Origin of the sequence: Citrobacter sp. wls710 (genome assembly GCF_005281115.1) — a bacterium.
GTDB classification, from domain to species: Bacteria; Pseudomonadota; Gammaproteobacteria; order Enterobacterales; family Enterobacteriaceae; genus Citrobacter; species Citrobacter werkmanii.
The window spans coordinates 60388-87251 of sequence record NZ_SZXD01000008.1 but is presented as its reverse complement, the minus strand read 5'-3'; the positions used below and the strand labels follow the sequence as shown (position 1 = coordinate 87251).

Sequence of the window (26864 nt, the reverse complement as noted above, 5' to 3'; positions counted from 1 at the left end):
TTGTCTGGTGATTCAGGGGGCCAGTCTACTATGCAACCTGTTGGTACGTTTGCTCTTATGCGTATTGATACCTCAAATGGTGTGATTGAGGTGGGGCATATTTCTTACTCCGTACGCATGAAACGCACACGAATCTCAACGGAAGTCATCTCATTGCTTTTAAAGTACGTTTTTGCGGATCTGGGCTATCGCCGTTTTGAATGGAAATGCGATGCGCTTAATGCGCCTTCCCGTGGGGCGGCGGAGCGCTTTGGCTTCAGTTTTGAAGGCATATTTCGTCAGGCTGTCGTCACGCGGGGGCGGAATCGAGATACTGCATGGTACTCAATCATTGACGGTGAGTACCCGACACTCCGACCGGCCTACGATATGTGGCTCGATGAGCATAATTTTGACAACCAGGGACGGCAGATTCAGCGTCTTGGCGAGCTGATGGAAAGGGGATAAAAAAGCTCCCCGAGAAACCGAGGAGCCAGAAAGCGTAGCGCACGCGCAGTATTATTTCTGCCGCGACTCAAGCCAGACCAGCGCCAGCGTGGAGAACGCGCACATCAGCAGAATGCTGACAAACCAAAACAGATACCACATCTTATAGTCCTCCCGGGTAAATTTCGTGGTTGTGGCGGCGGATCGTTTCTAGATTGATTCGCCCCAGCATCTTGTAATAACTCCAGGCGGTATAAAGCAGCACTATCGGTAGAAAAATCAGCACAATAACCAGCATGATACTGAGCGTCATCTGGCTGGAGGTACTGTCCCACACCGTCAGGCTGGAGAGGGGTTGCACGCTTGAAGGCATCACAAACGGAAACAGGGTGATTCCGGCGGTGAAGATCACGCAGGCCTGGGTCAGGGAAGCGCACAAAAATCCCCATACGGCCCGACGTTGCCCGCAGGCATAGATCGCGAGCATTGGGAAAATCATGCCAGCTAGCGGAATAATCAACAGTAGTGGTGACTGATAAAAGTGCGTCATCCACGCGCCTGGTGAGGTTGTTACCGCTTTTAATAGCGGGTTGGAAGGACCATTAGGATCCTGGCTAAGCAGCACAAAGCCATCAATTCCTGTCCACAACCAGTAACCGGCTAACAGGAAGCAGAGTACCACCAGCATTGCGCTGCGGCGGGTAGCGGACAGCGCGCGTTGGCGAACGATGCCTTCGGTTGTTAACTGGAGCCAAACGCCCCCTTGCAGAATAACCAGCATCAGGCTTAACGCGCCGCACAACAGGGCAAAGGGAGAGAGTAACTGCCAGAAGGTGCCCAGGTATTGCACGTGAAGCTGTGGTGTGAAGATAAAAGGCACACCCAAAAACAGGTTGCCGAACGCAATGCCGAAAATAACAGGCGGAACCAAACTGCCGATAACCAACCCGGTGTCCCATATTCTGCGCCAGTGCGCGTTGGCTATTTTACCGCGATAGTCAAAAGCTAATGGGCGAAAGAAAAGGGCGCATAGCACCAGAATCATCGCCACATAAAACCCCGAAAATGCGGCGGCATAGACCCGTGGCCAGGCGGCGAATAATGCGCCGCCCGCCAGAATGAGCCACACCTGATTACCTTCCCAGTGCGCCCCGACGCTATTGATTAACACCCGACGTTCATCATCGTTGCGCGCGATTAACGGCAACAGGCAGCCGACCCCCATATCAAATCCGTCAGTGACCATAAAGGCCACCAGAATGATGCCAATCAGCAGCCACCAAATGAGCCGCAGCGTTGCATAATCCAACATGATTATCTCCTTTATCCCTGTTGTTGTGCTGGTTGTTGACGTTGCATCGCATCGGGACCAAGACGCGCGTATTTTTGCATCAGGTAGACTTCGGCAATTAAAAACAGGGTGTAAAGCGTGAGGATTAGCCCCATTGAGAAGGCCATTTGGCCCACGCTCAGTGCGGAGTGGGCGTACCATGTCGGCAAAATATCTTGAATAGCCCATGGCTGACGGCCAAACTCCGTCATAAACCAGCCTGCTTCAATGGCAATCCACGGTAGCGGCAGACTCCACAGCGTCATGCGCAGTACCCAGCGATGCTGGTCGATACGCCAGCGTAAGGTTTGTATCAGCGCAATCGCCATCACCAGCAACAGCAGAGAACCGCATCCAATCATGATACGGAAACTCCAGAACACGGGGGCCACCTGCGGGATGGAGCCGCGTTGCGCGGCCTGATATTGCGCGGGCGTAACGTGGTTCATATCAGGCGCGTAGTTTGCCAACAGGATGCCGTAACCCAGATCATGTTCTACGGCGTGGAAAGCCTTCAACACCTGAGGCGTGCGGTTACCGTTGGCGATTTCCTGCAACAATAACCACGCTTCCCGGCCTCGTTGCAGGCGGGGAAGTGCGTCCGCCATCAGATTTTTTAGTCCCGGAACCGGGGTATCCAACGAGTGGGTTGCCAGGATGCCCAGCAGGGCCGGTATCTTCACAGAAAAGGCGTTACGCTCTTGTTCCTGCTGCGGCCAGGCTATCACATGAAAGGGCGCAGGCGCCGGTTCGGTTTGCCATTCGCCCTCCATTGCCGCCAGTTTTACCGGCTGGAGCCGGGCGACCTCATAGGCTGAACTGTCACCCAGTTGCAGGGTGCCGAGGATAGCCAGCGTGCCGAAAACGGAACCCACCGCGAAGGAGCGCAGAGCAAACTCGCGATTGCGACCACGCAGCAGATACCAGGCGCTGATGGACATCACAAACATGGCCCCCGTGACATAACCGGACATCACGGTATGGACAAATTTCACCTGGCTGACAGGGTTAAAGACCAGTTCGCTAAAACTGCTCATCTCCATGCGCAGGGTATCGATATTAAAGTGAGCACCGGTCGGGTATTGCATCCAGCCGTTAGCATTGAGGATCCACAGCGCCGAGATATTGGATCCAAACGCGACCAGCCAGGTCACCAGTAAGTGCTGGTACTTGTTTAAACGCTGCCAGCCGAAGAAGAACAGCCCGACGAAGGTGGATTCAAGAAAGAAAGCCATCAGGGCTTCCATCGCCAGCGGGGCGCCGAAAATATCGCCCACATAGTTGGAATAGAGCGACCAGTTAGTGCCGAACTGAAACTCCATGGTCAGGCCGGTAGCAACGCCGAGCGCAAAGTTAATACCGAATAATTTTCCCCAGAAACGCGTCATGTCGCGGTAGATGGTTTTGCCGGTCACCACGAACAGGGTTTCCATGATGGCCAGCAAAAATATCAGCCCCAGCGTCAGGGGAACAAACAGAAAATGGTACAGCGCGGTCAGCGCAAACTGCCAGCGCGATAAGTCAATGACGTCCCACATGCGAACTCCATCAGGCATTAGAGAGTGAATAGATAAAGAAGAAAACGTTAGACCCGCAGCAGAAAAGTACGCGGGTCTTAAAGAGGGAGTCAGGCAGGCGGGCCGGATGCCAGCCAGGCGCAGACTTCATCCAGGCGCTCGAGCGAGTCGAGCAGATCTTCCGGCGCAGCCAGTACCAGTTCCGGTAATGGGCAGATCTCATAACTCTCTAGCAAAAGCCCTTTCAGGGTATCCAGACAGCGCACATGCCAGACATGGCGCAGCGCCGTGGCGTCGATTTGGCTCTCGCCGTAGCCGATGGTGCGGATCTGAATGTGCCCTTCGCCACACAGATTGGCGAGGAATCGGCGATCCGCATCGCTAACAGGCAGTTGGGTGAGGTTAATGCTATGGGGAAGCGTGGCCGGATCGCGCACGTGCGCCAGCAGTTCCTGGGCCAGCGTCAGGCCATTCATCAATCCGTCGATGGGCGGAGGCAGCAGGCTATCGTCCGGCAGCGTATTGAGTGTTGCCGCCTGCCATAGCGCCTGCGGCGCGCTACCTGCTTCCAGATGTTCCACCCATTGGCCCTTGTCATTCTGACAGCGCACTCGCCAGATGCCGCAGAAAATCGATTCCTGAATTTCGCTTTCCCTGCCGTCAGCATGCTGGATGCGTATGGAAACTTCGCCTTCACCGAGCAGCGTATTTAAAAACGTGAGATCGTCGGCGTTGAGCGTGGATAAATCCCATCTCAGTACGTCCTGTTTGGCGGGAATTTTCCGGGTGAGCTGGTGGCGAACATCGGCTAACAATGCCATCACCGCCGGGCTGTGCGGGCAGTTTTCCAGCATCGCCATGCTGGGATCGCAGTTGACCTGGCAGGTGAGCGGCAGAGGATTCATACTGAAGCTGTCGTCACCCGGCTGTGTGCCCGGCCCCAGCAGATGAAAAAAGGTTTCGCTCATCTCGCTGGCTCCGGCGGTATCTGTTCTTCAACTAAGGGACGCATCAGGTTGAGCAGGTCGGTCCAGGGGTGGATGCCGCTGAGAATGCCGCGCAGCTCGCCGTGGATAAACACCAGGGTGGCCGGGAAGCGGAACACGCTAAAACGATCGCCGATCGCCTCGCTGTGTTCGAGATCGGCCATGGCTATTTGCCAGGCAAACTGGGGAAACTCGCGCAGTAACTCGGCAATCATGACCGGGTTATCGCTGACTTCCGGCGTGCGGCGGGGATCGCTGCTGAGCAGGACCACGCCATCACGCACGCGGGTTACCCAGTCATCCAGTTCAGACGCGCTTAGCGGTTGCCAGCCACGCGCCAGCATACGTTGCCATAACGCAGAAAATGGGGTGTCATTCGACATATTGTTTATTCCTCCAGCGTCACGCGATACTGGCGAATACGCACGCCTTCATAGTTTTCCATCGACAGGCATTCATAGTTCAGGCAACGCGTTTCCTCGTTTCTCTGTGGCGCGATACCCCACGCGGCCAGCTGCGTAAGCGCGGCTTGTTCCGCCGCCGGGAGCTGAGCGCGTGCGATGTCGGTCAGGCTACCGCCATAGTCGTCCAGTTGTACCGGCTGCAGTCCCACGAGGGCGATGTGCGCGGGGAGATGGCCGCGAATATCTGCCAGAGCCAGCACTTCGGAGAAGCTGTTCTGGTGCAGACTCATTTTTTTGGCGCTGAGGTAACTGGGGACTTTGTCACCGGCGTAGGTTTGCAGGGTGCCCGGCGCGAGTCCGTAGTCGATGGCGTCCAGCAGCAGCAAATGGCTGGCCTGTTCAACGTAGCCCAGCAGATTCAGCCCCTGGGTGCCGCCATCGACAATCTCTACCCATTCTGGCCAGTGATAGTGGGCGTACAGGCGCTCCGCGAGGCGAATGCCAAACCCTTCGTCTGCCCACAGCAGGTTGCCTAAGCCCATCACGATGACGTGAGGTTCGCTCATGACGCCTCCTTGTTGCGCTGACGTTTGGCAAATTTGTGGCTACGATAGCCGTTGACCATGGTCGAGATGACGGTATCGTCGGACATGATGTCCTCGCGGATAGCCATGTACACATGACCTATGATGAAGGCGGCGATGAACCACATTCCTAGCCGGTGCCAGCTGTGAATATCGAGAGAGTTGCCGCCGGTCCAGTAGAAAAACTCCGTCACATAGCGGAAGGGAGTGAAAATGGCGTACTGGCTATGCTCGCTGTATAAGGCAAAACCGGTCAGGATCATAAAAACGGAGAGCAGGAAATAGCCAAACATCGCTGCCTGCGCAACGGGGTTATGTCCGATATCCTCTCCTGGTTTCTTTTCCAGAAACAGATACCAGCGCACCACCGAAAACGCCCCCTGCCACCACCTGCGACGCCAGACCGGCACAATAAACAACTCGCGTGAATAACGGTTACCGACAAAGGCCCAGTAAATGCGCATCAGCAGGATCACCGTGAACACCATGGCGGCGGCGAAATGCGCCAGCCGGATGTCGCCCATATAGAACAGATAGGTGGCCTCGCCGCTGACCGATGGCAGCGGTCGGCCAATAAAGTATCCGGTCACCATCAAAACCAACATGCAGCCTACAGTCAGCCAGTGCCACAAGCGAACAGGCGCTTCAAACACATAGTGGCTGACGGCGGTATCACGCGCCTCCCCGACGCGTGGGGATATCTTTCCAGTCATCGTTCCTTTTCCTCAACGCTTAGCGAATCTGGACTGCGATCAGTTCGCTGCCGTCGTCGCCAAGCACGTGGGTTGAACAGGCCAGGCAGGGGTCGAAGCTGTGCAAGGTGCGCAGGATCTCCAGTGGTTGATCCGGTATCGCCATTTGGGTACCCATCAGCGCCGCCTCGTAAGCGCCAATTTGTCCTTTTGGATCGCGCGGGCTGGCGTTCCAGGTGGTTGGCACTACGCACTGATACAGATCGATTTTCTGGTCGCGAATCGATGCCCAGTGGCCTAATGCTCCGCGCGGCGCCTCGGTAAAACCGATCCCGCGGCAGTGCTGCGGCCAGCTTGCTGGCTCCCATTTTTCGGTATTCGCCGTCGCCAGGTTGCCGTTTTTCAGGTTGGTCATCAGCTTGTCGAAGAAGTATTGCAGCTTGCTCACGGCCCACTGCGCTTCGTGCGCCCGGCACAGAATACGGCCCAGCGTCGACTGCATGCCCGACAGCGGCAGCTTGAGGGCCGACATCATGCGATCCACGGATTCAATCGTCGCGGCATCCCCTTTGTGATAGGCAATCAGCGTGCGCGCCAACGGCCCAACCTCCATGGCGTGTCCCCGCCAGCGCGGGGCTTTGATCCACGAGTAACGTTCCTGCTCGTTGAGCTGCTGGATATTAATATCGCTGCCTTTCACATCGCCGGGGTTATACCAGGGTTCGGTAATGCCTTCGAAGGGGTGGCGCCCCAACTGATCATCCGGGTAACGGTACCAGGCGTGATCGACAAACTCCTGAATTTGCTGCTGATCGGCGAGGTCCACAGGCAATACGTTGTTAAAATCACCATTAATCACCGCGCCGCCTGGCATCAACAGGCTTTTGTCGCTGAAGTCATTGGCGATGTCCGGGAACGCGCCGTAGCTCAAAACGCATTTATCAGAAAGCCCGGTACCAATCTGGCTCCAGGGTTTATTGAACTGGCCGATAGCCAGCGCGTCAGGCACCATGACGTTGTTAATAAAGTCAGCGGTGCGGGTGATGATCGACTGCACCAGGTTCAGGCGTTCCATATCGACCGCGCCTACTGCGCCACTCTGATCGATATTGATAGCGCACGGCATACCCCCGACAATCCAGTTAGGATGGGGGTTTTTACCGCCAAACACCGTATGGATTTTGATAATCTCGCGTTGAAAGTCGAGCGCTTCCAAATAGTGGGCAAAGCCCATCAGATTAGCCTCTGGCGATAGCTTGTACTGCGGATGGCCCCAATAACCGTTGCGGAAAATCCCCAATTGACCGCCTTCGACAAATTTCTTCAGCCGATTTTGGACGTCAAAGAAGTAGCCTGGTGAGGACATCGGCCAGGCAGAAAGGCTCTGCGCCAGTTGCGATGTGGCGCGCGGATCTGCTTTCAGAGCATTCAACACGTCAATCCAGTCCATTCCGGCTAACTGATAAAAGTGCACCAGATGGTCGTGGCACCACAGCGTGGCCAGCATAATGTTGCGAATGATGTTGGCGTTGTCGGGCACCTTAATGCCAATGGCATCTTCAATGGCGTAGACAGAGGCAAGGGCATGTACGCCGGTGCACACCCCGCAAATTCGTTCGACAAATGCCCATGCGTCGCGCGGGTCGCGACCCTGAAGAATGATCTCCAGTCCGCGGAACATGGTGCCGCAAGAAACCGCGTTGGTGATGATGTTCTGCTCATCAATGTTCACTTCACAACGCATATGACCTTCAATGCGCGTAATGGGATCCACAACCAGACGGCGACCGGCATTGTTTAAGGTATATCCCTGGGTTTGATACGAATGGCTCATGCCTGTTTATCCTCATTGTCTGACGACTGCTGTCTGGCGTCGGCTAATTGCTGTTTGTGGCGGTTGTGTTGGTTGACGGCGCTGGCGACTGCGTGGACGCCGACGCCGGCAGCCACGACGCCAAGCGCGGTGAGGCCGACGGTATCGGCGGTTGAATGTGTCCCGATCTGTGGAATATCGACCACGCGGCTATAGAACGAACCGCGATCCCAGAAGCCGTTTTCCGAACATCCCAGACAACCGTGGCCGGACTGGATGGGGAAGGAAACGCCGCCATTCCAGCGGGTGGTGGAGCAGGCGTTGTAGGTGGTTGGCCCTTTACAGCCCATTTTGTACAGGCAATAGCCTTTGCGGGCGGCGTCATCGTCCCAGCTTTCCACGAACTCCCCGGCGTCAAAGTGGGCGCGGCGGTAGCATTTGTCGTGAATACGCTGGCCGTAGAACATCAGTGGACGCCCCAGACGGTCGAGTTCCGGCAGACGATCAAAGGTGACCATGTAGGTAATGATGGCGCTCATAACATCAGGAATCGGCGGGCAGCCGGGGACTTTCACGATCGGCTTATCGGTGATCACTTTATCGATCGGGGTTGCCTGGGTGGGGTTAGGCCGGGCAGCCTGCACGCAGCCCCAGGAGGCACAGGTGCCCCAGGCGATAATCGCGCTGGCTCCGGCGGCGGCGCGTTTGAGTTTTTCCACAAAGGGTCTTCCGCCGCTAATGCAGAACATCCCTTGTTCACCTAGCGGAGGATTACCTTCGACGGCCAGAATGTAGCGGCCGTGGTACTGGCGCAGAATGTCTTCAAATACCTCTTCGGCCTGCGTTCCGGCGGCGGCCATCAGCGTGTCGTCGTAATCGAGGGAAATCAGAGAGAGGATGACGTCTTTGGCAAGTGGGTGAGAGGAGCGGATAAATGATTCGGTGCAGCAGGTGCATTCCAGCCCGTGGATCCAGACTACCGGGATCCGGGGTTTGTTCTCCAGCGCCCAGGCAATTCTGGGCGTCATTCCGGCTCCCAACCCCAGCGATGTAGCCGCGAGGCTACAATATTTAAGAAAACTGCGTCGGCTCACTCCCTTCCGGCGCATCGCCTGATAAAAGGTCTCCTCATTATTCGTATTCATAACACGCGTTTCTTCCCCCGTTGAGTTCTGGCGCACGCCGCCAGCGATATCTAAAAAAGCGTATCCGATTAGAGGAGAGAAACAATGCGAAGAGTGTGGTTATGTCCTATAGCGATATATTCGTGACTGTTATCTGTTTTTCACCGACCGGGAATAAAAAAACGCACAGGGGAGACCGCCCTGTGCGTCGGGTTTATCGCGGAAGAACTTAAACCCCAAGGCGATCGCGTAAGCTGTAATAGGCCGCCCCCATGGCGGTAAACGGAATGCGCAGGCTGCGGCCTCCCGGGAACGGGTAGTGTGGCAGGTTGGCGAATGCGTCAAAGCGCTCGGCATCCCCGCGCAGCAGTTCGGAAATCAGGCGTCCAGCCAGATGGGTACAGGTCACGCCGTGACCGCTGTAGCCCTGCATATAGTAAATATTGGTATCAAGGCGGCCGAACTGCGGCATGCGTGATAACGTCAACAGGAAATTACCGGTCCAGCGGTAATCAATTTTTACCCCCCGCAATTGCGGGAAGGTCTTCAGCAGATTCGGCATCACCAGGCGTTCAATATCGTTCGGATCGCGTGCGCCGTAGACCACACCGCCGCCGTACAGCAGGCGGTTATCGCCGGTCAGACGGTAGTAATCCAGCAGGTAGTTACAATCTTCCACACAGTAGTTTTTTGGGATCAGCGAACGCGCCATTTCAGCTGACAATGGTTCGGTGGTTAACACCTGCGTGCCGCACGGCATGCTGCTTTTTGCCAGCGCCGGTTCCAGTTTGTCGCCGAGGTAGGCGTTGCCCGCGACGATCACAAAACGGGCCGTCACCTGACCTTTTTCCGTACTGACCACCGCCGGGCTGGTGTGTTGAATACGGGTGACCGGCGATTGTTCGAAGACGCGCCCGCCGTTCAGACGAATAGCGTTAGCTTCGCCGATAGCCAGATTGAGCGGATGAATATGACCACCGCTATGGTCGAGCAGCGCGCCGACATAACGATCGCTACTGACTTCGCGGCGAATTTCGCTGCTGTCTAACAGTTCAAGCTGCGTGTTGCCGTAGCGTTCCCAGTTCGACTTCTGCTCTTCCAGCGTTTCCATCTGCTTATGGTTCAGCGCCACAAACAGCCCGCCGGGGCGATAGTCACAGTCAATCTGATAACGCTTGATGCGTTCGCGAATGATATCGCCGCCTTCAAACATCATGCTGCCGAGCATTTTGGCGGCATCCGGGCCGTAGCTGCGTTCGATAACATCAATATCGCGACTGTAAGAGTTAACCAACTGGCCGCCGTTGCGTCCGCTGGCCCCAAAACCAATACGCGCGGATTCCAGTAGCACCACGTCATAACCCATTTCCGCTAAATGCAGGGCGGAGGAGAGTCCGGTATAGCCACCGCCCACGACACAGACATCACAGCTAACCGATTCGCTAAGGGTGGGAAACGGTTCGTACTGATTGGCGCTTGCGGCGTAATAACTGCTGGTATGTTCAGTCATGATTAAGGCTCCAGGGAGATCCAAATGGTTTTCAGTTCGCTAAATTTTTCCAGGGCATGCAAGGACTTATCGCGCCCGTTGCCGCTTTGCTTATAACCGCCGAACGGCACGGTCATATCACCGTCGTTGTAGTTATTCACGAAGACCGAACCGGCCTTCAGGCGACGACTCATGCGATGGGCGCGCGACAAATCGCGGGTCCAGACCGCGGCACCCAGGCCGTAGTCGCTGTCGTTGGCCAGCGCCAGGGCTTCGGCTTCGCTGCTAAAACGGGTGATGACCAGTACCGGGCCGAAGATCTCATCGCGGCTGACGTGGGCTTGCGGCGGGGTATCGACAAAAATCGTCGGGCCGATAGCCGCCGGATGGACATGGCTGCGGCCATCCAGCGCCAGCGTGCCTTGCGTTTCACCGTCGCGAATAAAGGTGTCCACGGTGTCAGCATGCGCATTGTCGATAAGCGTGCCCATCGTGGTTTCAGGATCCAGCGGGTTGCCCGGCTGCCAGTTTTTCGCCTGCTCTTTCAACAGCGCGATAAATTCGTCGGCAATACTCTCTTCCAGCAGCAGACGCGTACCGGCGATACAGACCTGACCCTGGTTGTAGAAAATGCCTGCCGCGGCAGTGGCGGCGGCTTTTGGTAGATCCGGGCAGTCGGCAAACACGATGTTGGCGCTTTTACCGCCAGCTTCCAGCCAAACGCGTTTCATGTTGCTGTCGCCAGCATCTTTTAGCAGTTGCTTGCCGGTGCGGGTTGAGCCAGTAAAAGTGATCACATCGACATCCGGATGCTGCGACAACGCCTGGCCTGCTTCGTGGCCATACCCGCTAACCACGCTGAGAACGCCATCGGGCAAACCCGCTTTTTTAGCCAGCGCCGCAAGGCGAATGGCGGTCAGCGGGGATTTCTCCGAGGGTTTGAGGATCACGCTGTTACCGGCGGCCAGCGCGGGGCCAAGTTTCCAACAGGCCAGTAGCAGGGGAAAGTTCCACGGAACGATAGCCGCGATCACGCCCACTGGTTCGCGCACAATCAGCGCCAGATCGTTTACCGAGGTGGTGGCAACTTCGCCATAGACTTTATCAATAGCTTCGGCGTACCACCGGATGGCGCGCGCCGCACCTGGAATATCATCACGCAGGCTATGGCGAATCGGTTTACCGGTGTCGAGCGTTTCCAGTAGCGCCAGCTCCTCGTGATGCTGCTCCATTAAATCTGCAAGCTTGTGCAGAACCGCCTTGCGCTCAGCGGGTGATGCCTGCGACCAGTCACCGCGTTCAAAGACGGCGCGGGCGGCGGTGACCGCACGATCCACATCCGCTTTTTTGCCGCGGGCGACTTTGGCGAGTGGGCGCTGTCCGGCCGGATCCTGAGTAATAAAGGTTTCGTTATCGGCGGCGGCGCAATATTCGCCGTTAATAAATAAACGGGTTTCCGGCGAATAATGGCTGGCTTTCTCACGCCAATATTTAAGGTTCTGAAAGTTCATAGCTACTCCTTTTATATCAATAAGATAAAGTTCGTTGCTGATCTTTTTCAGGCAAAATCAGGCTGCACGATGCCTCAGGGATTTACCCTGTTAATGCGCGTTATTTAAGAAGGCCTGAGAAACTCAGGCCGCTACTTATTAGAATGTGGTGGGAGTGTGGGCACTGATAATGCGGCAGATCCCTGCCGAGGTGTTGCTGAAGCTGTGTGGAATGCCGGTGTTAATGGCATAACTTTGCCCTTCAACAAGATGATACGTTTGACCGTTGATGGTCAAAACCACTTCACCTTCCAGTATTGTGCCAATCTCTTCACCCTGGTGCTTAATTCTCTCCCCGGTTGTCGTGCCTGGCTGATAGGTTTCAAACATCATTGCCAGCGTACGATTCGGATTTCCGTTGTGAACTAACTTCATGGATACTCCCTGACTCCCGATCTCAATCAAATCCTCCTGATTGATAACCACCTGCGGTTCGTCAGGCTTTTCCGGTTCCGCGAAGAACTCGGAGAGCGACAGCCCATATACTTTCAATAGCTTTTGCAGCGTACTGATGGCAGGACTGACTTTATCCTGCTCTATGGTGCTGATGGCGCTATGCGTCAACCCAGACAGTTCGGCGGCACGACGCTGCGAAAGACCCAATTGCTGGCGGATCTCTGACAAACGTTTACCCGGCGCCAGGCCGTCATCGCTCATAATTGCATTTCCTTAACAGTAGTGGTCAGAGTCGCTGTTTTTCAGCGAGGTGGTTCTGACAAGCGGTGATAAAACCTTCAAGTAACAAACGCGACAGGGCGTATTCGCTACTGTTCCATTCCGGGTGCCACTGCACGCCGAGCGCGAAAGGATGGTCGTGAACGCTGGCAGCTTCCACTAATCCATCCTGCGAGCGTGCTTCCACGCGCAGCTGCGGGCCAAGGGTTTTTGCACCCTGACCATGTAAGGAGTTAACCCAAAACGTGCTGCAACCTGGTATTAATTGCGACAGCAATCCTCCCTGTTGAACCTGGACTTCATGAGATGGGGCGTACTGCTGCTCCACCGGGAGTTCCGCATCTTCACGATGCTCCAGGAACTGCGAGTGATCGCACAGGCGACGATACAGAGTCCCGCCAGTGGCGACAACTAATTCCTGTAAGCCCCGGCAGATGGCGAAAATGGGAATGCGCCTTTCGAGCCCGGCGGTAATTAGCGCCATGCTCAGAAGATCACGCCCCGGATCGGCGTCAGACTCATCGCCATTTTCACCATAGAGGTGCGGCTGCACATTGCTTGGGCTTCCAGGCAGGAAGATACCATCCAGTTTTGGTAACAGCGCGTTCAGTAATTCTGGCTCCGCGAGCGCATGAGGTAACGCTATCGGTAATCCACCGGCATTCAAAACCGCATTCAGGTACTTTTCTTGCAGAGTCTGGGTCTCGTGACCCTTAAGCCTGTTCCTACACATCACTACACCAATAACTGGCTTGTCAAATATATTGCCCATGATCGACCTCACGTTTTGGAATAAATTATTGCCAAACGGTTCCTTGTTGTGCCATTCCGTTCATTATTTTCTCAATCTAGCAGCGTAATAACCTTCTAGCAAACTTAATTTAACATTTGACAAACAAATTGTTTGCATCCAGAGTCGAAGGGTGGACATTATATTTAACAGTTAAATCACAGAAAGCTTACCAGGCCAACGGCGGTGAATCATGGAAACCAATATCGTAGAAGTTGAGAATTTTGTGCAGCATTCTGAAGAGAGGCGAAGTAGCGCGTTTGCGCGCGAAGTGAAGCAATATCTGGAACGCTATCCCAACACGCAGTTTGTCGATGTGCTGTTAACCGACCTGAACGGCTGTTTTCGCGGTAAACGCATTCCCGTGTCGGGATTGTCTAAGTTAGAGAAGGGCTGTTATTTTCCGGCATCGGTGTTCGCGATGGACATTCTGGGCAATGTGGTGGAAGAGGCGGGGTTAGGACAAGAACTTGGCGAGCCTGACAGGACCTGTGTGCCGGTGCTCGGAACGTTAACCCCTTCGGCCGCCGATCCGGAATTTATTGGGCAGATGATGCTGACAATGCTGGATGAAGATGGCGCTCCCTTTGACGTTGAGCCGCGGAACGTTCTCAACCGACTCTGGCAGAAACTTCGCCAGCGCGGTTTGTTCCCCGTCGTAGCGGTAGAGCTGGAGTTCTATTTACTCGATCGCAAGCGCGATCCGGAAGGTTATCTGCAGCCGCCATGCGCGCCGGGAACGGACGATCGTAATACCCAAAGTCAGGTTTACTCTGTTGATAATCTGAACCATTTTGCTGATGTGCTGAACGATATCGACGAACTGGCCCGTCTGCAGTTGATCCCGGCCGACGGTGCGGTGGCCGAAGCATCGCCTGGTCAGTTTGAAATCAATCTTATCCATACCGATAACGTACTCGACGCCTGTGACGATGCGCTGGCGCTGAAGCGGCTGGTGCGGTTGGTGGCGGAAAAACATAAGATGCACGCCACGTTTATGGCAAAGCCTTATGAGGAGCATGCCGGTAGCGGGATGCATATCCACATCAGCATTATGAATAACAAAGGCGAGAACGTGCTGGCCGATGTGAATGGCGATGACTCCGCGTTGCTTAAGCGGGCGCTTGCCGGGATGATTGATCTGATGCCTGCGTCGATGGCGCTGCTGGCGCCAAATGTGAACTCTTATCGTCGCTTCCAACCTGGGATGTACGTCCCGACTCAGGCTTCCTGGGGGCATAACAACCGTACGGTGGCACTGCGCATTCCCTGCGGCGATCGTGATAATCATCGGGTTGAATATCGTGTGGCGGGGGCTGATGCCAACCCTTATCTGGTGATGTCGACCATTCTGGCCGGGATCCTCCATGGTCTGGATAACGAGCTGCCGTTACAGGAAGAGGTGGAAGGCAACGGACTGGAGCAGGAGGGTTTGCCGTTCCCGATCCGTCAGAGCGATGCGCTGTGGGAGTTTATGCAAAACGACAGTCTGCGTGAATTATTGGGTGAGCGTTTTAGCCACGTGTATCACGCCTGTAAAAACGATGAATTAATCCAGTTTGAACGTCTTATCACCGACACCGAAATTGAGTGGATGTTGAAAAACGCCTGACCGTCGTACAGGTCGTTTAAAAAGAAGTCGCATCATGCGGGCTGAGCGGAGCCAGCCCGTAAAAATTGCAGGAATACCTGCCATTTCCCGGATGTCGCGTAATGGAGCGCGGGCGACAACGGGTCTTCAGATAACCGACAGAGTTTGTGACGAGGAAATGTGATGATGCCAGTGTTTAAAAACCAGTCCCGCGTGAGCATCCATGGCTCCCGCAGTAAGTACGGACCACACCTTTGCCGTACGACATTGACGCCTTACTTTTGGAGATCCACCCCGACACGACTCAGGTTTGCGCTACCAACATTTCGAACACAGACCTGGACTCGTTGCGGGGAGGATCGCTATGTCGACTAATTCTCCTGTGGACGTTGCAGCCCAGCCGGGCAAAACACAGCTGCGAAAATCCCTGAAGCTGTGGCAGGTGGTGGTGATGGGGTTGGCCTATCTCACGCCGATGACGGTGTTTGACACCTTTGGGATTGTTTCGGGCGTCAGCAATGGCCATGTTCCGGCCTCCTATCTGCTGGCCCTGGCGGGCGTGCTGTTCACCGCCATCAGTTACGGTAAGCTGGTACGCCAGTTTCCGCAGGCTGGTTCGGCCTACACCTACGCGCAAAAAGCCATCAATCCGCATGTGGGGTTTATGGTTGGCTGGTCGTCGCTGCTTGACTACCTTTTCCTGCCGATGATTAACGTCCTGCTGGCGAAAATTTACCTCTCCGCGCTGTTCCCGGAGGTTGCGCCATGGATTTGGGTGGTGATGTTCGTGGCGATCCTCACCGCGGCCAATTTGAAAAGCGTTAATCTGGTGGCGAACTTCAATGCGCTGTTTGTACTGGTGCAGGTGGCGATAATCGCCGTGTTTATCTTCCTCGTGGTACAAGGGCTGCATAAAGGCGAGGGGGTCGGCACCGTCTGGTCGCTGCAACCGTTTATTAGCCAGAATGCGCATTTGATCCCGATTATCACCGGGGCGACCATCGTCTGCTTCTCGTTCCTCGGCTTTGATGCGGTGACGACGCTCTCTGAAGAAACGCCGGATGCGGCGCGTACCATCCCGAAAGCTATTTTCCTCACCGCCCTGTACGGTGGGTTGATCTTCATTGCCGCTTCGTTCTTTATGCAGCTGTTTTTCCCGGATATTAGCCGCTTTAAAGACCCGGATGCGGCGCTGCCGGAGATTGCGCTATATGTCGGCGGCAAACTGTTCCAGTCCATTTTCCTGTGTACGACTTTTGTGAATACGCTGGCGTCAGGCCTGGCGTCACATGCCAGTGTATCCCGTTTGCTGTACGTGATGGGCCGCGATAACGTCTTCCCGGAGAAGTACTTCGGTTATGTCCATCCGAAATGGCGCACCCCTGCGCTAAACGTCATTATGGTCGGCATTGTGGCGCTGTCGGCCCTGTTTTTTGACCTGGTGACCGCCACGGCGTTGATTAACTTTGGTGCGCTGGTGGCCTTTACGTTCGTCAATTTGTCGGTGTTTAACCACTTCTGGCGTCGTGAAGGGCGTAAACATACCTGGCAGGAGAAATTACACTTTCTGGTATTGCCAATGGTTGGCGCCGCCACGGTTGCCGTACTGTGGGTCAATCTGGAGGTGACATCGCTGACGCTGGGACTGGTATGGGCCGGGTTAGGGTTGGTGTATCTCGCCTGGCTGACCGGACGTTTTCGTAAGCCGCCGCCGCAGTTTGATGCGGCGAAAACCGAACGGGCCTGGGAGTAATGGTAATGTCGATCAGAATGCGCCCCCGTTCTGAACGTTGACAGCTGTTAACGAGGCTCTAAACACAGGGTTTACATAGTCTTAACCTTAACTAAAGGTAGGTTTTCATTAATGTTGTAACGAGTTTTATATAAAGTTCTTTTGCTTCCTGGTGACGCCCAGCCTGCAAGAGGTCATAGCCCGGTTTGATATAGTCATCCCACATTGATTGGTAGATCGCTTGAGGATTTGCTCTTGCGTCAATTTTTTCAAGGAGCCTGGGGGCAATTTGATAATACTCACCAACCAATTTTTCGCCCTCAGACTGCGTAAGCAGTACGTGGTCACGAAAATGGCGGAAGGATTGCAAAACTTCGCAATCGTCCTCATAACCCATTACGCGACAGGTTGCGGTGGTAAGAAAACAGCTGCTGTCACTGGAGGAGCTGGAATAAGAAGTATGTTCCGTACGCTGGTAAGTCGTGTTGTAGGTATTTTCTCTGCGGGCTTTCGCTTTTGCGGTCTCTTCCAGGCGCATTAGCATTTTTGTTGCACTTTTATCACCAGCACTGACGCTTTTTTGATAATAGGCTCTCGCCAAATCGAGATTTACCGGCTTACCGTCGCCATAGTGGTTCATCCTGCCTAATAAAGTCCAGGCTCTGGCCTGATGGCATTTTTCAAGGATCGCATATGCTTCGGTAAATGATTTTTGTAAGTGCAGCAAACTGCCGTAAATATAGCGATCATCGTCATCCAGAAATACCTCATTATTATCTTGAGTCCCGCGTGTAGTGTGCCAGAGATAATGATAAATACTGAGCGCATTTTTTCTCGCAGGGGTCATTTCCTGTGACGGCGCATATTTGTTGTACTCCATCCTGGCGATCATTTTAAGCGCATCCAGATGCCCTAAGGCTGCAGCAATACGTAAATGAAGATGAGCGTTATCATGGCGATTATCTTTTATAAATTGGCATCCGAAGCGATAATTAGCGCCGGGATGTAGGGCATTAGCCAGATAACGCAGGGTAGTTTCAGCTTCGGCGGGGGATTTTTTATCTATGCAGCGTAATAAAAGGTCGCCAGCAAGGGGCTCGCCCAGCATATAAGCGCGACGAAGGTTTTTTTCGCCTTCGCTGGCGCGGGTTGTGAGTTTCCAGCAGCCAAGCGTATAAAATTCTTCACCTGTCCGGCATGTAATATTTGCGGCATAGCGCTGACCTGCTTCAGCATCGCTTACCTTCAGCGCGGAGCGAAAATGCAGACAGGCACGATAAATAAATTCGTTTTTGCAGCCACTCAGCACACTCAGCTCTGCCAGATGTGCGCTATTCAATGGCATATTGTTGAGTTCATTAATAAAGAGCTCAAGGATGTTCACATAAGGATAACCAGCGAGACGCATATCGCTGGCAAGACGCGTGGCCTTGCTTATTTGCTTCGCGTAACACAAAGAAATAAAACGCTGCTGTGCATATTTCCACTTTCGATCTCGCAGAGTGGAATGAGCATCTTTTCCGGGCAGGGCTGGGGCTTGTTGTTGTTCTACAAGCGTTTCAACTTCTCTGCACTGGCTTAACAGTTGATCCAGACTCTGGCGATAGCGTTGAGCAGCTTCTTCAAGCGCATCACATTGTGTTTTCATTTGTAGCATCATCGTTTCGATAACATCACTGACCTGCGGGTCGGTGTCGTTTTGCACCAGGTCAGCATTCGCGTTAACGATAATTTGTTTACTGCGTTTTATCTCGCCTTCCAGCCAAAGCAGTGGTTCGTCGAAAATAGCTTCAAGCTCGCGATAAATGCCGCTGTTAACCGTAGGACGTAGAGAGGTTCGTTCAGGCGGTAGCGTTTCCTGAATGGCTAATTTTGGAAACATGCTTTTTAGTTCAGCGGATTGCCCATCACCAATCGATACCAGATGAATTTGCGCCGTACTTCCGGTTTGTTCAAGTATATTCAGCGTACGTTTTATCAGATATTGCGATCTGGCCGGTAAGACAATAGTGTCAGCTACGTCCAAAAATCCATTGAAATAGAGCGAGTCCGGCGAAGCCCGGTACGGAATGTCGACCAGCGTAACTGCGGGTCCTGCGCCGGGTACTGCGAGTGCAAATGCGGAAATAAAATGATGTAATTCCCCTTTATGCTGTCGTGTTTTTTCGAAGGCATCAAGGATGGCTGATTCGTTCATTGGGCAACGCTTTTGATAAAGCGTGATACCGCCGTGACAGGCATGCGCGTATGTGCGGCTCATCAATGTCGGAATTGTATCATTCGCCCGGTGGAAACGTCGGGATTGAGTAAAAGCAGGCAGCAATGTGTCGCGTTCATGTCCTCTGAAGCCGATGTAACAGATTACATGATGATTAATTAGCTGGGGAAAGCGCAGCAAGACCTGGAGACGATCAAGGGCTTGTTGTTGCGCTAACTGAAGTGCGGCTTTTTCCGGGTAGTTACTGGGTAATAAATGCTGTTCGATAAGTGTATCGCAGGCGGTTTTTAACAGCTTCCATGGGGTGGACCAGGTATCATGTTGCGGATCATCCTGTAGCAAGCTGACCAGCTCATCAAGAAAATGTGGCATCGCTTTATTCATATTTTAATAATTTTTCAATCTGAAGGTTAAAGGCTTTATTCTGACGAGCGAGATCGGCGATCTGCGAGTGGTTCAGGCTGTAGGCTTCGACCAACGATCGGATATATTGTGGCGATTCACTTTTCACAATACCGCGCTTGATTGGTGCGTTGATCTGGTTTAGTGCATCGCGTTTATGTCGATTCATCCGCTGCCATTCGGCCTGCAGACTCAGTAATTCTTGCCTCATATCCTGACGTGCCTGTTGGTCATTACTGGCTTGGATAATAAAATCATGCAGCAGGGTTGCGCCTAAATACTCAGTGTTAAGCGTTGATGAAAAGGCCGTCACGCCGCAATACGCAATTCCGGCATTATCCAGTTGGTCTTTAAATGTACTGATGATGCTGTGTAGATCGTCTGTGGTTTTCCCATCTGCTTTGTTTAATACTACCAGGCAAGGATGGCTTAAATGCAGGGAATGAAGAAAAGTAATGTCACTCTGACCTAATGAACCATTATCGGCTGTCGCCAGCCAAATAACATAGTCACAATTGCTCAGGTGCTCCCTGGCAATTTTTTCATCAAACAACCGATCTCCCCGGTTTTCTTCATCATCATTGTTATATCCTGGGGTATCAAGCAGCGCGATATTCGGCCACGGGAAATCTGGCTGCCCAATGACTATTTTTTTGAGAATATCGGAGAAACCCAGCCCGTAGCTATCAAAAAAAACATGGGCAATGCTTTCCAACTCTTCCGCTTCGAGGGGAACTCGCGTTTCATTCGCTGTATAAGCCGTGATGGATGGGCATTCCTGACTAACCAAATAGGTTGCTACCGCCGTCGTTGGGCGCTGGCCTGTTGGAAGGTGGCGTCGACCGGTCAGCGTGTTGATAAATTGCGATTTTCCTGCGCTAAAACGTCCTCCCACGCCGACCAGACACTTGTTTTTAAGCTGCGGAAGTTGCGCTTGTTCGACGAATTTCACGCTTAAGGTACGAAATGCATTGACCAGGTTACGTTCACGTTCATCAGTCAGCGCATCTCGGCTGATAATTTCTGGCAGATACTCTTGTAGGCTGCGTCGTAAATGCGCGAAATGCTTCTGATTTTGCGTGTTGTTAGCATACAGGCGTAGTAGTAGCGCCAATGCGCTATCTTTCTCCAGTATGCTATCGCCTGCAATGTCTGGAGGTATTTCATCTGTGAATAAATCATCAAAATCCACCTCACACCTCCAGATGTGATAATTCGGCACGTAATTCTCGTAGTCGTGTTATCGTTTCGTCATAGTGCGCAATATTACTTTGCTTATCATTGTATTGGGCTGAGAGCTTATCGAGATTACTTTGGATAGACTTGCTGATATCGCCAACAAACATGTCATTTTGCTGATGAAGAGTTCTGATAAAACTAGCCTGTTGTTCATCAAGCGTATGTCTGATTTTCTTGCTTATGCTGTCTAATGCCTTTTCCAGGGCCACTTTTAGCTCGGCAATATCTTCATTCTTAACGCTGGCACCGAATTTATTCACAATACTGTCGATCTCGGCTTGTGGCTCGTAATGGGGAGGAGTGATACGCAGCTTATCAAGGCTTATTTGTAATGGCCCAAGAATAGTTTCTTTACTGAAGGTGACATCTGCCTCGTGGAAGGCTTCAAGTACATGTTTTTTCAACTGCGCCTTTAAGGTATCCAGCGGCGTAAAATGTTCATAGGCGGTAATGATTTCCGCTCCGACGTTGTTAGTATATCGCCGTAACGTATTGATAATATCTGAAATTTCTGCCTGATGTTCAGTTACAGACACAATTCGGGTATGGGTTTTCTTCCAGAAGAACATACCGCTGGTTGTGGAGCGATCTTCATCATGGCTCCTACTACTGACATTCAGTTCACGATAATTATCAATAAGTCCAATAATACGTAATTTAAGACGTTCAAACTCCCGGTGCATCTGCAACTCGGCTGTACTGAAATGGACATGAATATCAGCGTCAATTTTCTTAACACTCTGATTGAGCGCATTCATCCCTGACTGTAGGGTTTCCAGATCAACTGACGAAAGCGTCTCTTTATCGCTCAGGGCAGAGGTTTCGAGATTTTTAAGACAGTTGCGAAGTTCGCTTTTTTTACCACGGATCAAATCAATCTGATGTGAGTATTTGATCTGATCTTTTTTCTCCCGACACTGCTCCAGTTCCTGGCGAACTCTTTTTAATCCCGCGACGGAGCGAAAATCCTTCGCTTCATGTGGGGCGTTAGTAAAGCTTGCCAGGTTATCTCGGGTGAGTTGCTCTTCCTCGCTTAAAGGTAACTGTTGTTCCATTTTCCATGCGATACCTTCCAGCAAAGCCGAAACCAGGACCGGTTCCTGAGAGTCAAACCGACCTTTCATGGTGCTGACGACGTTTTGTCGTGTCGCCATAAAGGCATCCTTAAAAAAGGTTTTCTGGCCGCGATGATCCTGAATCGCCAAATCCATTTTACTGGCGATAATGGTGTGATGAAGAATGCCATCATTGACTAACTTATGTTTAATAAGATCCATATCCTGCTTGGATAGAAATTCTCCCGCATAAGAGAGGATCATGACGCAATCACATTGGCAGAGGAAATTAATCGTTTCCCGACTACGGGATACCACAGGATCGTTCAAGCCTGGGGTATCGATAATTTCGATATCGCGGAGTACGTCATGATTAAGGTTTAACTCAACATGGCGAACGAGTGGGGTTAAACGCCCATGAGATCCGATGTATTCACTGAGTTTTGCCTGGATTTCGCTCAGGTTGTCAAAAGGGATAATCTGCTCTCCCTTTTCCAGTTCGCTGTAAACATCCAGCCCTTCTTTTTCAGCGGTTTTTTTGAGTTCGCGACAAGCGGCTAATTCGGGGGGAAGCTCGTGGATAATACTTTTGCGAACTCTTTCTTCGTTGAAGTGAATGGAGCTGTTTCGCAGATTATTGGCGTGATGAGCACGCGCTTCTGCCAACTTTTTGGCAATCATACTCTCAGCAGTTTCGGCGTCGCTTTCAATATCTTGCCAGTCCTCTGGGGAGTAGAAAACCAGCTTTGCGCATTGTTCCTGGGCATAGCGTAGACGGGTAAGTGAAGCCGTCATCGGTGTCGCTGCTTTCGGTAAAATATTCTGTCCATTGAACAGAAGAGCATTAAGAAATGTAGATTTCCCTGCTTTTACCGAACCCACAATACCGATGCGCAATAGTTTACTGGCTTCGTCTTCAGCAGCGAGGCTGCGGCGCATGTTCGCGAGTATTTGGTTTAGCTGAAAAAGCCCCTCTTCACGCAGAAAGCCTTTGTGAAGTGACAACTGGGTGTAGACGTTTTCCAGCGTTTGCATAAACGCGTGAATATTTTCGCGTGGGGTGAGTTGGTTCATGATTCATCGTCCCTGAAGATATTATGAATGTACAGTTGGTGAGTTTTGCAGTTGTTCTATTTCCCGCATGATATTTCGTACGCCATCAATTTGAGCGGACCAGCTATCTTGCCGGGCAAGCCACTCAGCTTCGTGCTGGCGCTTTTCTTCACGGCAACACTCAAGTGCCCTGCGGCTCTCTTCTATCCGGGTACGCCACTCTTCCTCAAGACTGGCGATCAGTTCCAGCTCAATTTCTGGCAATATATCGGCGAGCGCTTCACGTGCCCGGTGCCGGATTTCAGGGAAGACTTTCTCCAATAAGTTTTGCTTAACAAGTTCTCGCTTACGTTCTTCCGGATCGGAAAAAAACTTAATAATATCCGGTAAGAAAATGATCAATAACTCGACAATAGGGTTGATAACGGAAGTGGTTACTGCAAGGGCTGTGGAGATAAGTTTATACCAGCGACTTCCCTTACTGACGGTTGCCAGGGTTTCCAGAACCAGTACTGCCGTCTGCGAACCATTTTGCAGAATACTGCCAATATCAATGTTGTCACCACCGGTCTCATTTTGCATATTCATGATGATGTCTGAGAGATTGACTCGCAGAGCTTGGTTCAGGGAAGTGCGATAGACATCGCTTATAATCGCTGCCGTACGGGTCTGGAAAATATCCTCTCCTTGGGCAAGGCAGTCATATAATACGTCAAGATTTCTCACCAATGCGTTATGTACATCTCCGCTGACTTTATCCATCGTTTCCTGACGAAGAGTCCCGGAAAGACGGCGTTTCTGGCGAGCCAGAGAGTCGTTCAACTCCTGATAAGCTCGCTCGTACTGATAAATTTGTGCGTCCAGGGCGCTGGGATCCAGCGTGCTGCTTTTGCGCAGCATAACGATATGATCTTTTAGACGAGATGCTGACGACAGAATCTGTCCAGCGAAATGGGTTATTTTGAGATCCTGAACATTTAACTGGAGTAAAGCGTTCTGCAGACGTTCGGCTGTATCTTGATCGTTACGACTTGCTCGCATGACGATCTGCGGCGGACATCCCATGTCGCTAAGTCTGCCTGCTATTTCTTCTTCTACGTTTTCTAACGATTCTGGCGTTGACTTATCGCACTTGGTCAAGACAAGGATTACAGGAACAGGCTGGAGAGCAATTTCATGGAGAACAGCCGCAAGGCTGGCGTGCAGCGTTCCGCTTTCTGCAGAAACGACCACAACGAATGCGGCGCCACGCTCTGCATAGCGATAAAAGGCATCAACGTGACGTTTTATTCCGGAATCGACTCCCGGCATATCTACCGGAATAAGCCCTTGCAAATCACGAAGACGAGAGGAAGGAAAGGTTAAGCAGGCAAACTGATCCTCCTGAGTTGCGTCATTATTTACCTCCTGCGCATTTTGCGGTGCATAGTGTACTTCTCTGACAGTGCCATCAGCCAAAGTAATAATCAAAGACTGCTGTTCGCCATACCGCAGTTCAGTTGCTAATGCTGTGGTCGGTGCCTGGTCAACGGGTAATATATTCTGCCCCAGCCAGAGATTGAGGAGAGATGATTTTCCCGCGCTAAAGATTCCAATTAGCGGCACATAGGCGGAAAAATTCTTGAGTTGATGTAATTGTGAGCATAAATCATTGGGAATTTGAGGTGCGGTAGATTCAAATTCTTTACTTATGCCGATAAGGCGCGTTAACGGTCCTGTCAATGCATCAGACATGTTCAACCTTTCCATTTATCAATAAGCTATAAGCATATTAAAACGAGAATCACCCACTGTCTTCTAATTATAATTATTTCTTTATAATGTTTGTGGCGGCGGGATACTGCAGAAAAATGGATACGAAATTTATAGAAAATTCTGCTACCCAGGTAGCAAAAATATATTTTATCTGGAAAATTTTATGTGTTGCCTTGAAAGTCAGAAATTATCAGTGTAAACGCGGACTGGTGGTATGGATGATATTTTAATGATTGATACTGTTTTACAGACAGGGAAGGCGAGTGGCGTACGTCTTTGCCGCCCCCTATGAAGCCTGACGAACGTACATTTTTTCATCACAGAAATAGCTTTCGCATACTTTACCTGACATAAGCGAAATAACATAATAAATAACCCACTTAATATTATTGAGGTTAATGTTAAAATTACTTTGCTATATATTTACTAGCTGAATTATGTCATGCCATTTATGCTAAGGTCGTCATCTGACGGACTTGCAGTAGATTGTGATCTGACCGAATGTTCTGCTGTATTTATCAATGTCGCCTATTGCGTGGGCTATAGTAAAGATGGCCGCTATTTCTCATCATTAATCACTGTGAGTGGGGGACGTGAATGAAGAAGATACTGATGTTGGTTGGCGATTATGTCGAAGATTATGAAACGATGGTTCCTTTCCAGGCGTTGCAAATGCTGGGCCATCGTGTTGATGCAGTCTGTCCGGATAAAAGCCAGGGTGACTACGTTCAAACCGCTATTCATGATTTTGATGGGGCGCAGACCTACAGTGAAAAGCCCGGGCATCGTTTTACGTTGAATGCGAATTTTGCCGAGGCGCGGGCCGCAGATTACGACGCGCTGCTGATCCCCGGCGGACGTGCTCCGGAATATCTCCGATTGAATCCGGATGTCATCAAGCTGGTGCAAGATTTCAACGCAGCCGGTAAACCTATCGCCGCGGTTTGTCATGGGCCTCAATTATTGGCGGCAGCAGGAATATTAGAAAACCGTACCTGTAGCGCCTATCCGGCCTGCGCGCCTGAAGTGCGTTTGAGCGGCGGACATTATGCGGATATCGGCATTGATCAAGCCCACGTCGACGGTAATCTGGTGACTGCGCCAGCCTGGCCCGCGCATCCGCAGTGGCTGGCTAAATTTGTTGAAGTATTAATGCAGTCAGCGGCAAAGTGATGAGAAAGTCGGTATAACCTCCCGGTTATACCGACCACACAGCTTACCTCTTCATGAGTGCGAACACGCCCCAACCAATGTATTCTCGGGTGAAGGTGACGTGGCGTCCGGGTGAACTTCTCAGTTGCTCCCTGACTTCCGGTGCAAACTCATCGTTTTGATTAGCTTCCAGCCAGCGGCGCATCGTCAACCATTTTGCCGCCTCGTACCTGTCCCAACCTTCCTGGTCAGCCAGAACCATTTCAACCACGTCATAGCCGAGCGGGTCAAAAGAAGAAATGAGTTCCGCCAGGGAAAGAAAATCGGCGACAGCGGTCGCGCCGCAGGACTGGGCGATTTCCTCCGTTGCGGGCATCTGGCGCCAGTACGGTTCACCGATGAGTATGATTCCACCAGGCTTAAGACTCTGCTCCAGTTGTCTGACCGTTCCGGTGACGCCGCCTGCAATCCAGGTTGCGCCCACGCAGGCGGCAATATCGCATTTTTCTTCAGCGACATAGCCCGTTGCATCGGCGTGGACAAAACTCACCTGCTGACTGACGCCCAGTTCTGCTGCACGCAGCGTTGCTTGTTCGCTAAACAGCTGGCTCATATCGATACCGATGCCGAAAATACCATGATCGCGCGCCCAGGTGCACAACATCTCTCCTGAGCCGCTACCGAGATCCAGAATGCGGGTGCCCGGTTCCATGCGCAGCACCTGGCCTAACGTGGCATATTTCTGCGCGGTGAACGGGTTATGGATGCGATGAGCGCTTTCGCTGATAGTAAAAATTTTGGGGATATCCATCTCTCTCTCCTTAGCGATTATCCAGTTGGGCGCGAACGTTGTTCAGCCCGGTAGTATTGATGCGATAGGGCTGACCATTGACAGATTTGATCAGCTTTTTGGTTCTGAGTTTTTTGAACACGGCGAGGGTGCAGTCGCAGAGCAGTAGTCCTTCGCGGCTGTAGCATTCGACGGAGGTGACGCGGCCTGAGGCGTCGCGGACGTGAACGATATGGCCACCTTTGGCGAGAACGTGTAAGGTACGTTGTTCCTGACGGGATAAATTCATACTGGAAAACCTGTTTAATCATCATGTGCAAAACGTGCAAACACACTGCGGTGTCCGCATTCGATTTCGGCGCATTGATAACCAGTCCGGCCTGAAAAGGTCGGTAAGCTGATTATCTGATGATTACATTCTCCAGCATCAAAGCCTCGGGTTGAGTTGAAAGGTATTTACCTGATGAATCATACCAGCCAGAATCTCCAGAGAAAAC

23 protein-coding genes are annotated in these 26864 nt (G+C 52.2%); 4 read left to right on the top strand and 19 right to left on the bottom strand.

Translation table 11 applies throughout. The features are described from left to right. Positions 1 to 447, top strand: a 447-nt coding sequence (locus tag FDX14_RS04205; RefSeq protein WP_137349068.1) for a GNAT family N-acetyltransferase, incomplete at its 5' end; no start/stop codon positions are given. A 51-nt stretch (positions 448 to 498) separates the two neighbouring features. On the opposite strand, the gene cbdX is transcribed toward FDX14_RS04205, so the two are convergent. From cbdX to puuD, 13 genes are all read right to left on the bottom strand, one after another. Continuing rightward, complete coding sequence (gene cbdX, locus FDX14_RS04200; RefSeq protein WP_137349067.1) at positions 499 to 588, bottom strand: cytochrome bd-II oxidase subunit CbdX; 90 nt, start codon at positions 586 to 588, stop codon at positions 499 to 501. A gap of 1 nt (position 589) precedes the next feature. Continuing rightward, entirely contained in the window at positions 590 to 1738 is a 1149-nt protein-coding gene (gene appB, locus FDX14_RS04195) for a cytochrome d ubiquinol oxidase subunit II (protein ID WP_137349066.1), read from the bottom strand. Positions 1739 to 1749: 11 nt separating this feature from the next. Further along, positions 1750 to 3294, bottom strand: a complete 1545-nt coding sequence (gene appC / locus FDX14_RS04190) for a cytochrome bd-II oxidase subunit 1 (protein ID WP_137349065.1) — start codon at positions 3292 to 3294, stop codon at positions 1750 to 1752. An 89-nt stretch (positions 3295 to 3383) separates the two neighbouring features. Continuing rightward, positions 3384 to 4241: a hydrogenase expression/formation protein gene (locus FDX14_RS04185; protein ID WP_137349064.1), complete on the bottom strand. Its 858-nt coding sequence runs from the start codon at positions 4239 to 4241 to the stop codon at positions 3384 to 3386. Next, on the bottom strand, positions 4238 to 4642 hold the full coding sequence (gene hyaE / locus FDX14_RS04180; protein ID WP_137349063.1) for a hydrogenase-1 operon protein HyaE: 405 nt from the start codon (positions 4640 to 4642) through the stop codon (positions 4238 to 4240). Before hyaE ends, FDX14_RS04185 begins: the two co-directional genes overlap by 4 nt. A 5-nt stretch (positions 4643 to 4647) precedes the next feature. Next, positions 4648 to 5229, bottom strand: a complete 582-nt coding sequence (hyaD, locus tag FDX14_RS04175) for a hydrogenase 1 maturation protease (RefSeq protein WP_137349062.1) — start codon at positions 5227 to 5229, stop codon at positions 4648 to 4650. Then, on the bottom strand, positions 5226 to 5960 hold the full coding sequence (hyaC, locus tag FDX14_RS04170; protein ID WP_042310323.1) for a Ni/Fe-hydrogenase b-type cytochrome subunit: 735 nt from the start codon (positions 5958 to 5960) through the stop codon (positions 5226 to 5228). Before hyaC ends, hyaD begins: the two co-directional genes overlap by 4 nt. A gap of 19 nt (positions 5961 to 5979) precedes the next feature. Further along, entirely contained in the window at positions 5980 to 7773 is a 1794-nt protein-coding gene (gene hyaB / locus FDX14_RS04165) for a Ni/Fe-hydrogenase large subunit (RefSeq protein WP_042310320.1), read from the bottom strand. After that, complete coding sequence (gene hyaA / locus FDX14_RS04160) at positions 7770 to 8897, bottom strand: hydrogenase 1 small subunit (RefSeq protein ID WP_072014778.1); 1128 nt, start codon at positions 8895 to 8897, stop codon at positions 7770 to 7772. Before hyaA ends, hyaB begins: the two co-directional genes overlap by 4 nt. Positions 8898 to 9105: 208 nt before the next feature. Continuing rightward, a complete protein-coding gene (locus FDX14_RS04155) occupies positions 9106 to 10386 on the bottom strand; it encodes an NAD(P)/FAD-dependent oxidoreductase (RefSeq protein WP_079225333.1) in 1281 nt (426 codons plus the stop codon). Between the two features lie 2 nt (positions 10387 to 10388). Continuing rightward, complete coding sequence (puuC, locus tag FDX14_RS04150) at positions 10389 to 11876, bottom strand: aldehyde dehydrogenase PuuC (protein WP_061383031.1); 1488 nt, start codon at positions 11874 to 11876, stop codon at positions 10389 to 10391. Positions 11877 to 12014: 138 nt separating this feature from the next. Continuing rightward, complete coding sequence (gene puuR, locus FDX14_RS04145) at positions 12015 to 12572, bottom strand: HTH-type transcriptional regulator PuuR (protein WP_137349061.1); 558 nt, start codon at positions 12570 to 12572, stop codon at positions 12015 to 12017. A gap of 25 nt (positions 12573 to 12597) precedes the next feature. Further along, positions 12598 to 13362 carry a gamma-glutamyl-gamma-aminobutyrate hydrolase gene (gene puuD / locus FDX14_RS04140; RefSeq protein WP_003838709.1) on the bottom strand — a complete coding sequence of 255 codons (765 nt, stop codon included), beginning with the start codon at positions 13360 to 13362 and terminating at the stop codon, positions 12598 to 12600. Positions 13363 to 13573: 211 nt separating this feature from the next. Between puuD and FDX14_RS04135 the strand changes: the two genes are divergently transcribed. Next, positions 13574 to 14992, top strand: a complete 1419-nt coding sequence (locus tag FDX14_RS04135; RefSeq protein ID WP_042310310.1) for a glutamine synthetase family protein — start codon at positions 13574 to 13576, stop codon at positions 14990 to 14992. 343 nt (positions 14993 to 15335) lie between these two features. Next, positions 15336 to 16724: an APC family permease gene (locus FDX14_RS04130; RefSeq protein ID WP_042310309.1), complete on the top strand. Its 1389-nt coding sequence runs from the start codon at positions 15336 to 15338 to the stop codon at positions 16722 to 16724. Positions 16725 to 16815: 91 nt separating this feature from the next. Here FDX14_RS04130 and FDX14_RS04125 read toward each other — a convergent pair whose 3' ends face one another. The 4 genes from FDX14_RS04125 to FDX14_RS04105 are packed head-to-tail and all read right to left on the bottom strand — an operon-like array spanning position 16816 to position 24404. Next, positions 16816 to 19305 carry a CFI-box-CTERM domain-containing protein gene (locus FDX14_RS04125; RefSeq protein ID WP_137349060.1) on the bottom strand — a complete coding sequence of 830 codons (2490 nt, stop codon included), beginning with the start codon at positions 19303 to 19305 and terminating at the stop codon, positions 16816 to 16818. Then, positions 19298 to 20515 (bottom strand): dynamin family protein, encoded by a 1218-nt coding sequence (locus tag FDX14_RS04120; RefSeq protein ID WP_137349059.1) that lies wholly within the window; start codon positions 20513 to 20515, stop codon positions 19298 to 19300. The genes FDX14_RS04125 and FDX14_RS04120 overlap by 8 nt, the downstream gene beginning before the upstream one ends. Position 20516: 1 nt before the next feature. Further along, positions 20517 to 22691 carry a dynamin family protein gene (locus FDX14_RS04115; RefSeq protein ID WP_137349058.1) on the bottom strand — a complete coding sequence of 725 codons (2175 nt, stop codon included), beginning with the start codon at positions 22689 to 22691 and terminating at the stop codon, positions 20517 to 20519. Positions 22692 to 22712: 21 nt separating this feature from the next. Next, complete coding sequence (locus FDX14_RS04105; RefSeq protein WP_042310301.1) at positions 22713 to 24404, bottom strand: dynamin family protein; 1692 nt, start codon at positions 24402 to 24404, stop codon at positions 22713 to 22715. Between the two features lie 618 nt (positions 24405 to 25022). On the opposite strand from FDX14_RS04105, the gene FDX14_RS04100 reads away from it, so the two are divergent. After that, positions 25023 to 25598, top strand: a complete 576-nt coding sequence (locus FDX14_RS04100; protein WP_137349057.1) for a DJ-1/PfpI family protein — start codon at positions 25023 to 25025, stop codon at positions 25596 to 25598. Positions 25599 to 25641: 43 nt separating this feature from the next. Here the strand turns inward: FDX14_RS04100 and FDX14_RS04095 are convergent, their stop codons facing one another. Continuing rightward, a complete protein-coding gene (locus FDX14_RS04095; RefSeq protein ID WP_042310298.1) occupies positions 25642 to 26388 on the bottom strand; it encodes an SAM-dependent methyltransferase in 747 nt (248 codons plus the stop codon). A 10-nt stretch (positions 26389 to 26398) separates the two neighbouring features. Continuing rightward, positions 26399 to 26656: a YjhX family toxin gene (locus tag FDX14_RS04090; protein WP_137349056.1), complete on the bottom strand. Its 258-nt coding sequence runs from the start codon at positions 26654 to 26656 to the stop codon at positions 26399 to 26401. Positions 26657 to 26864 lie beyond the last annotated feature (208 nt).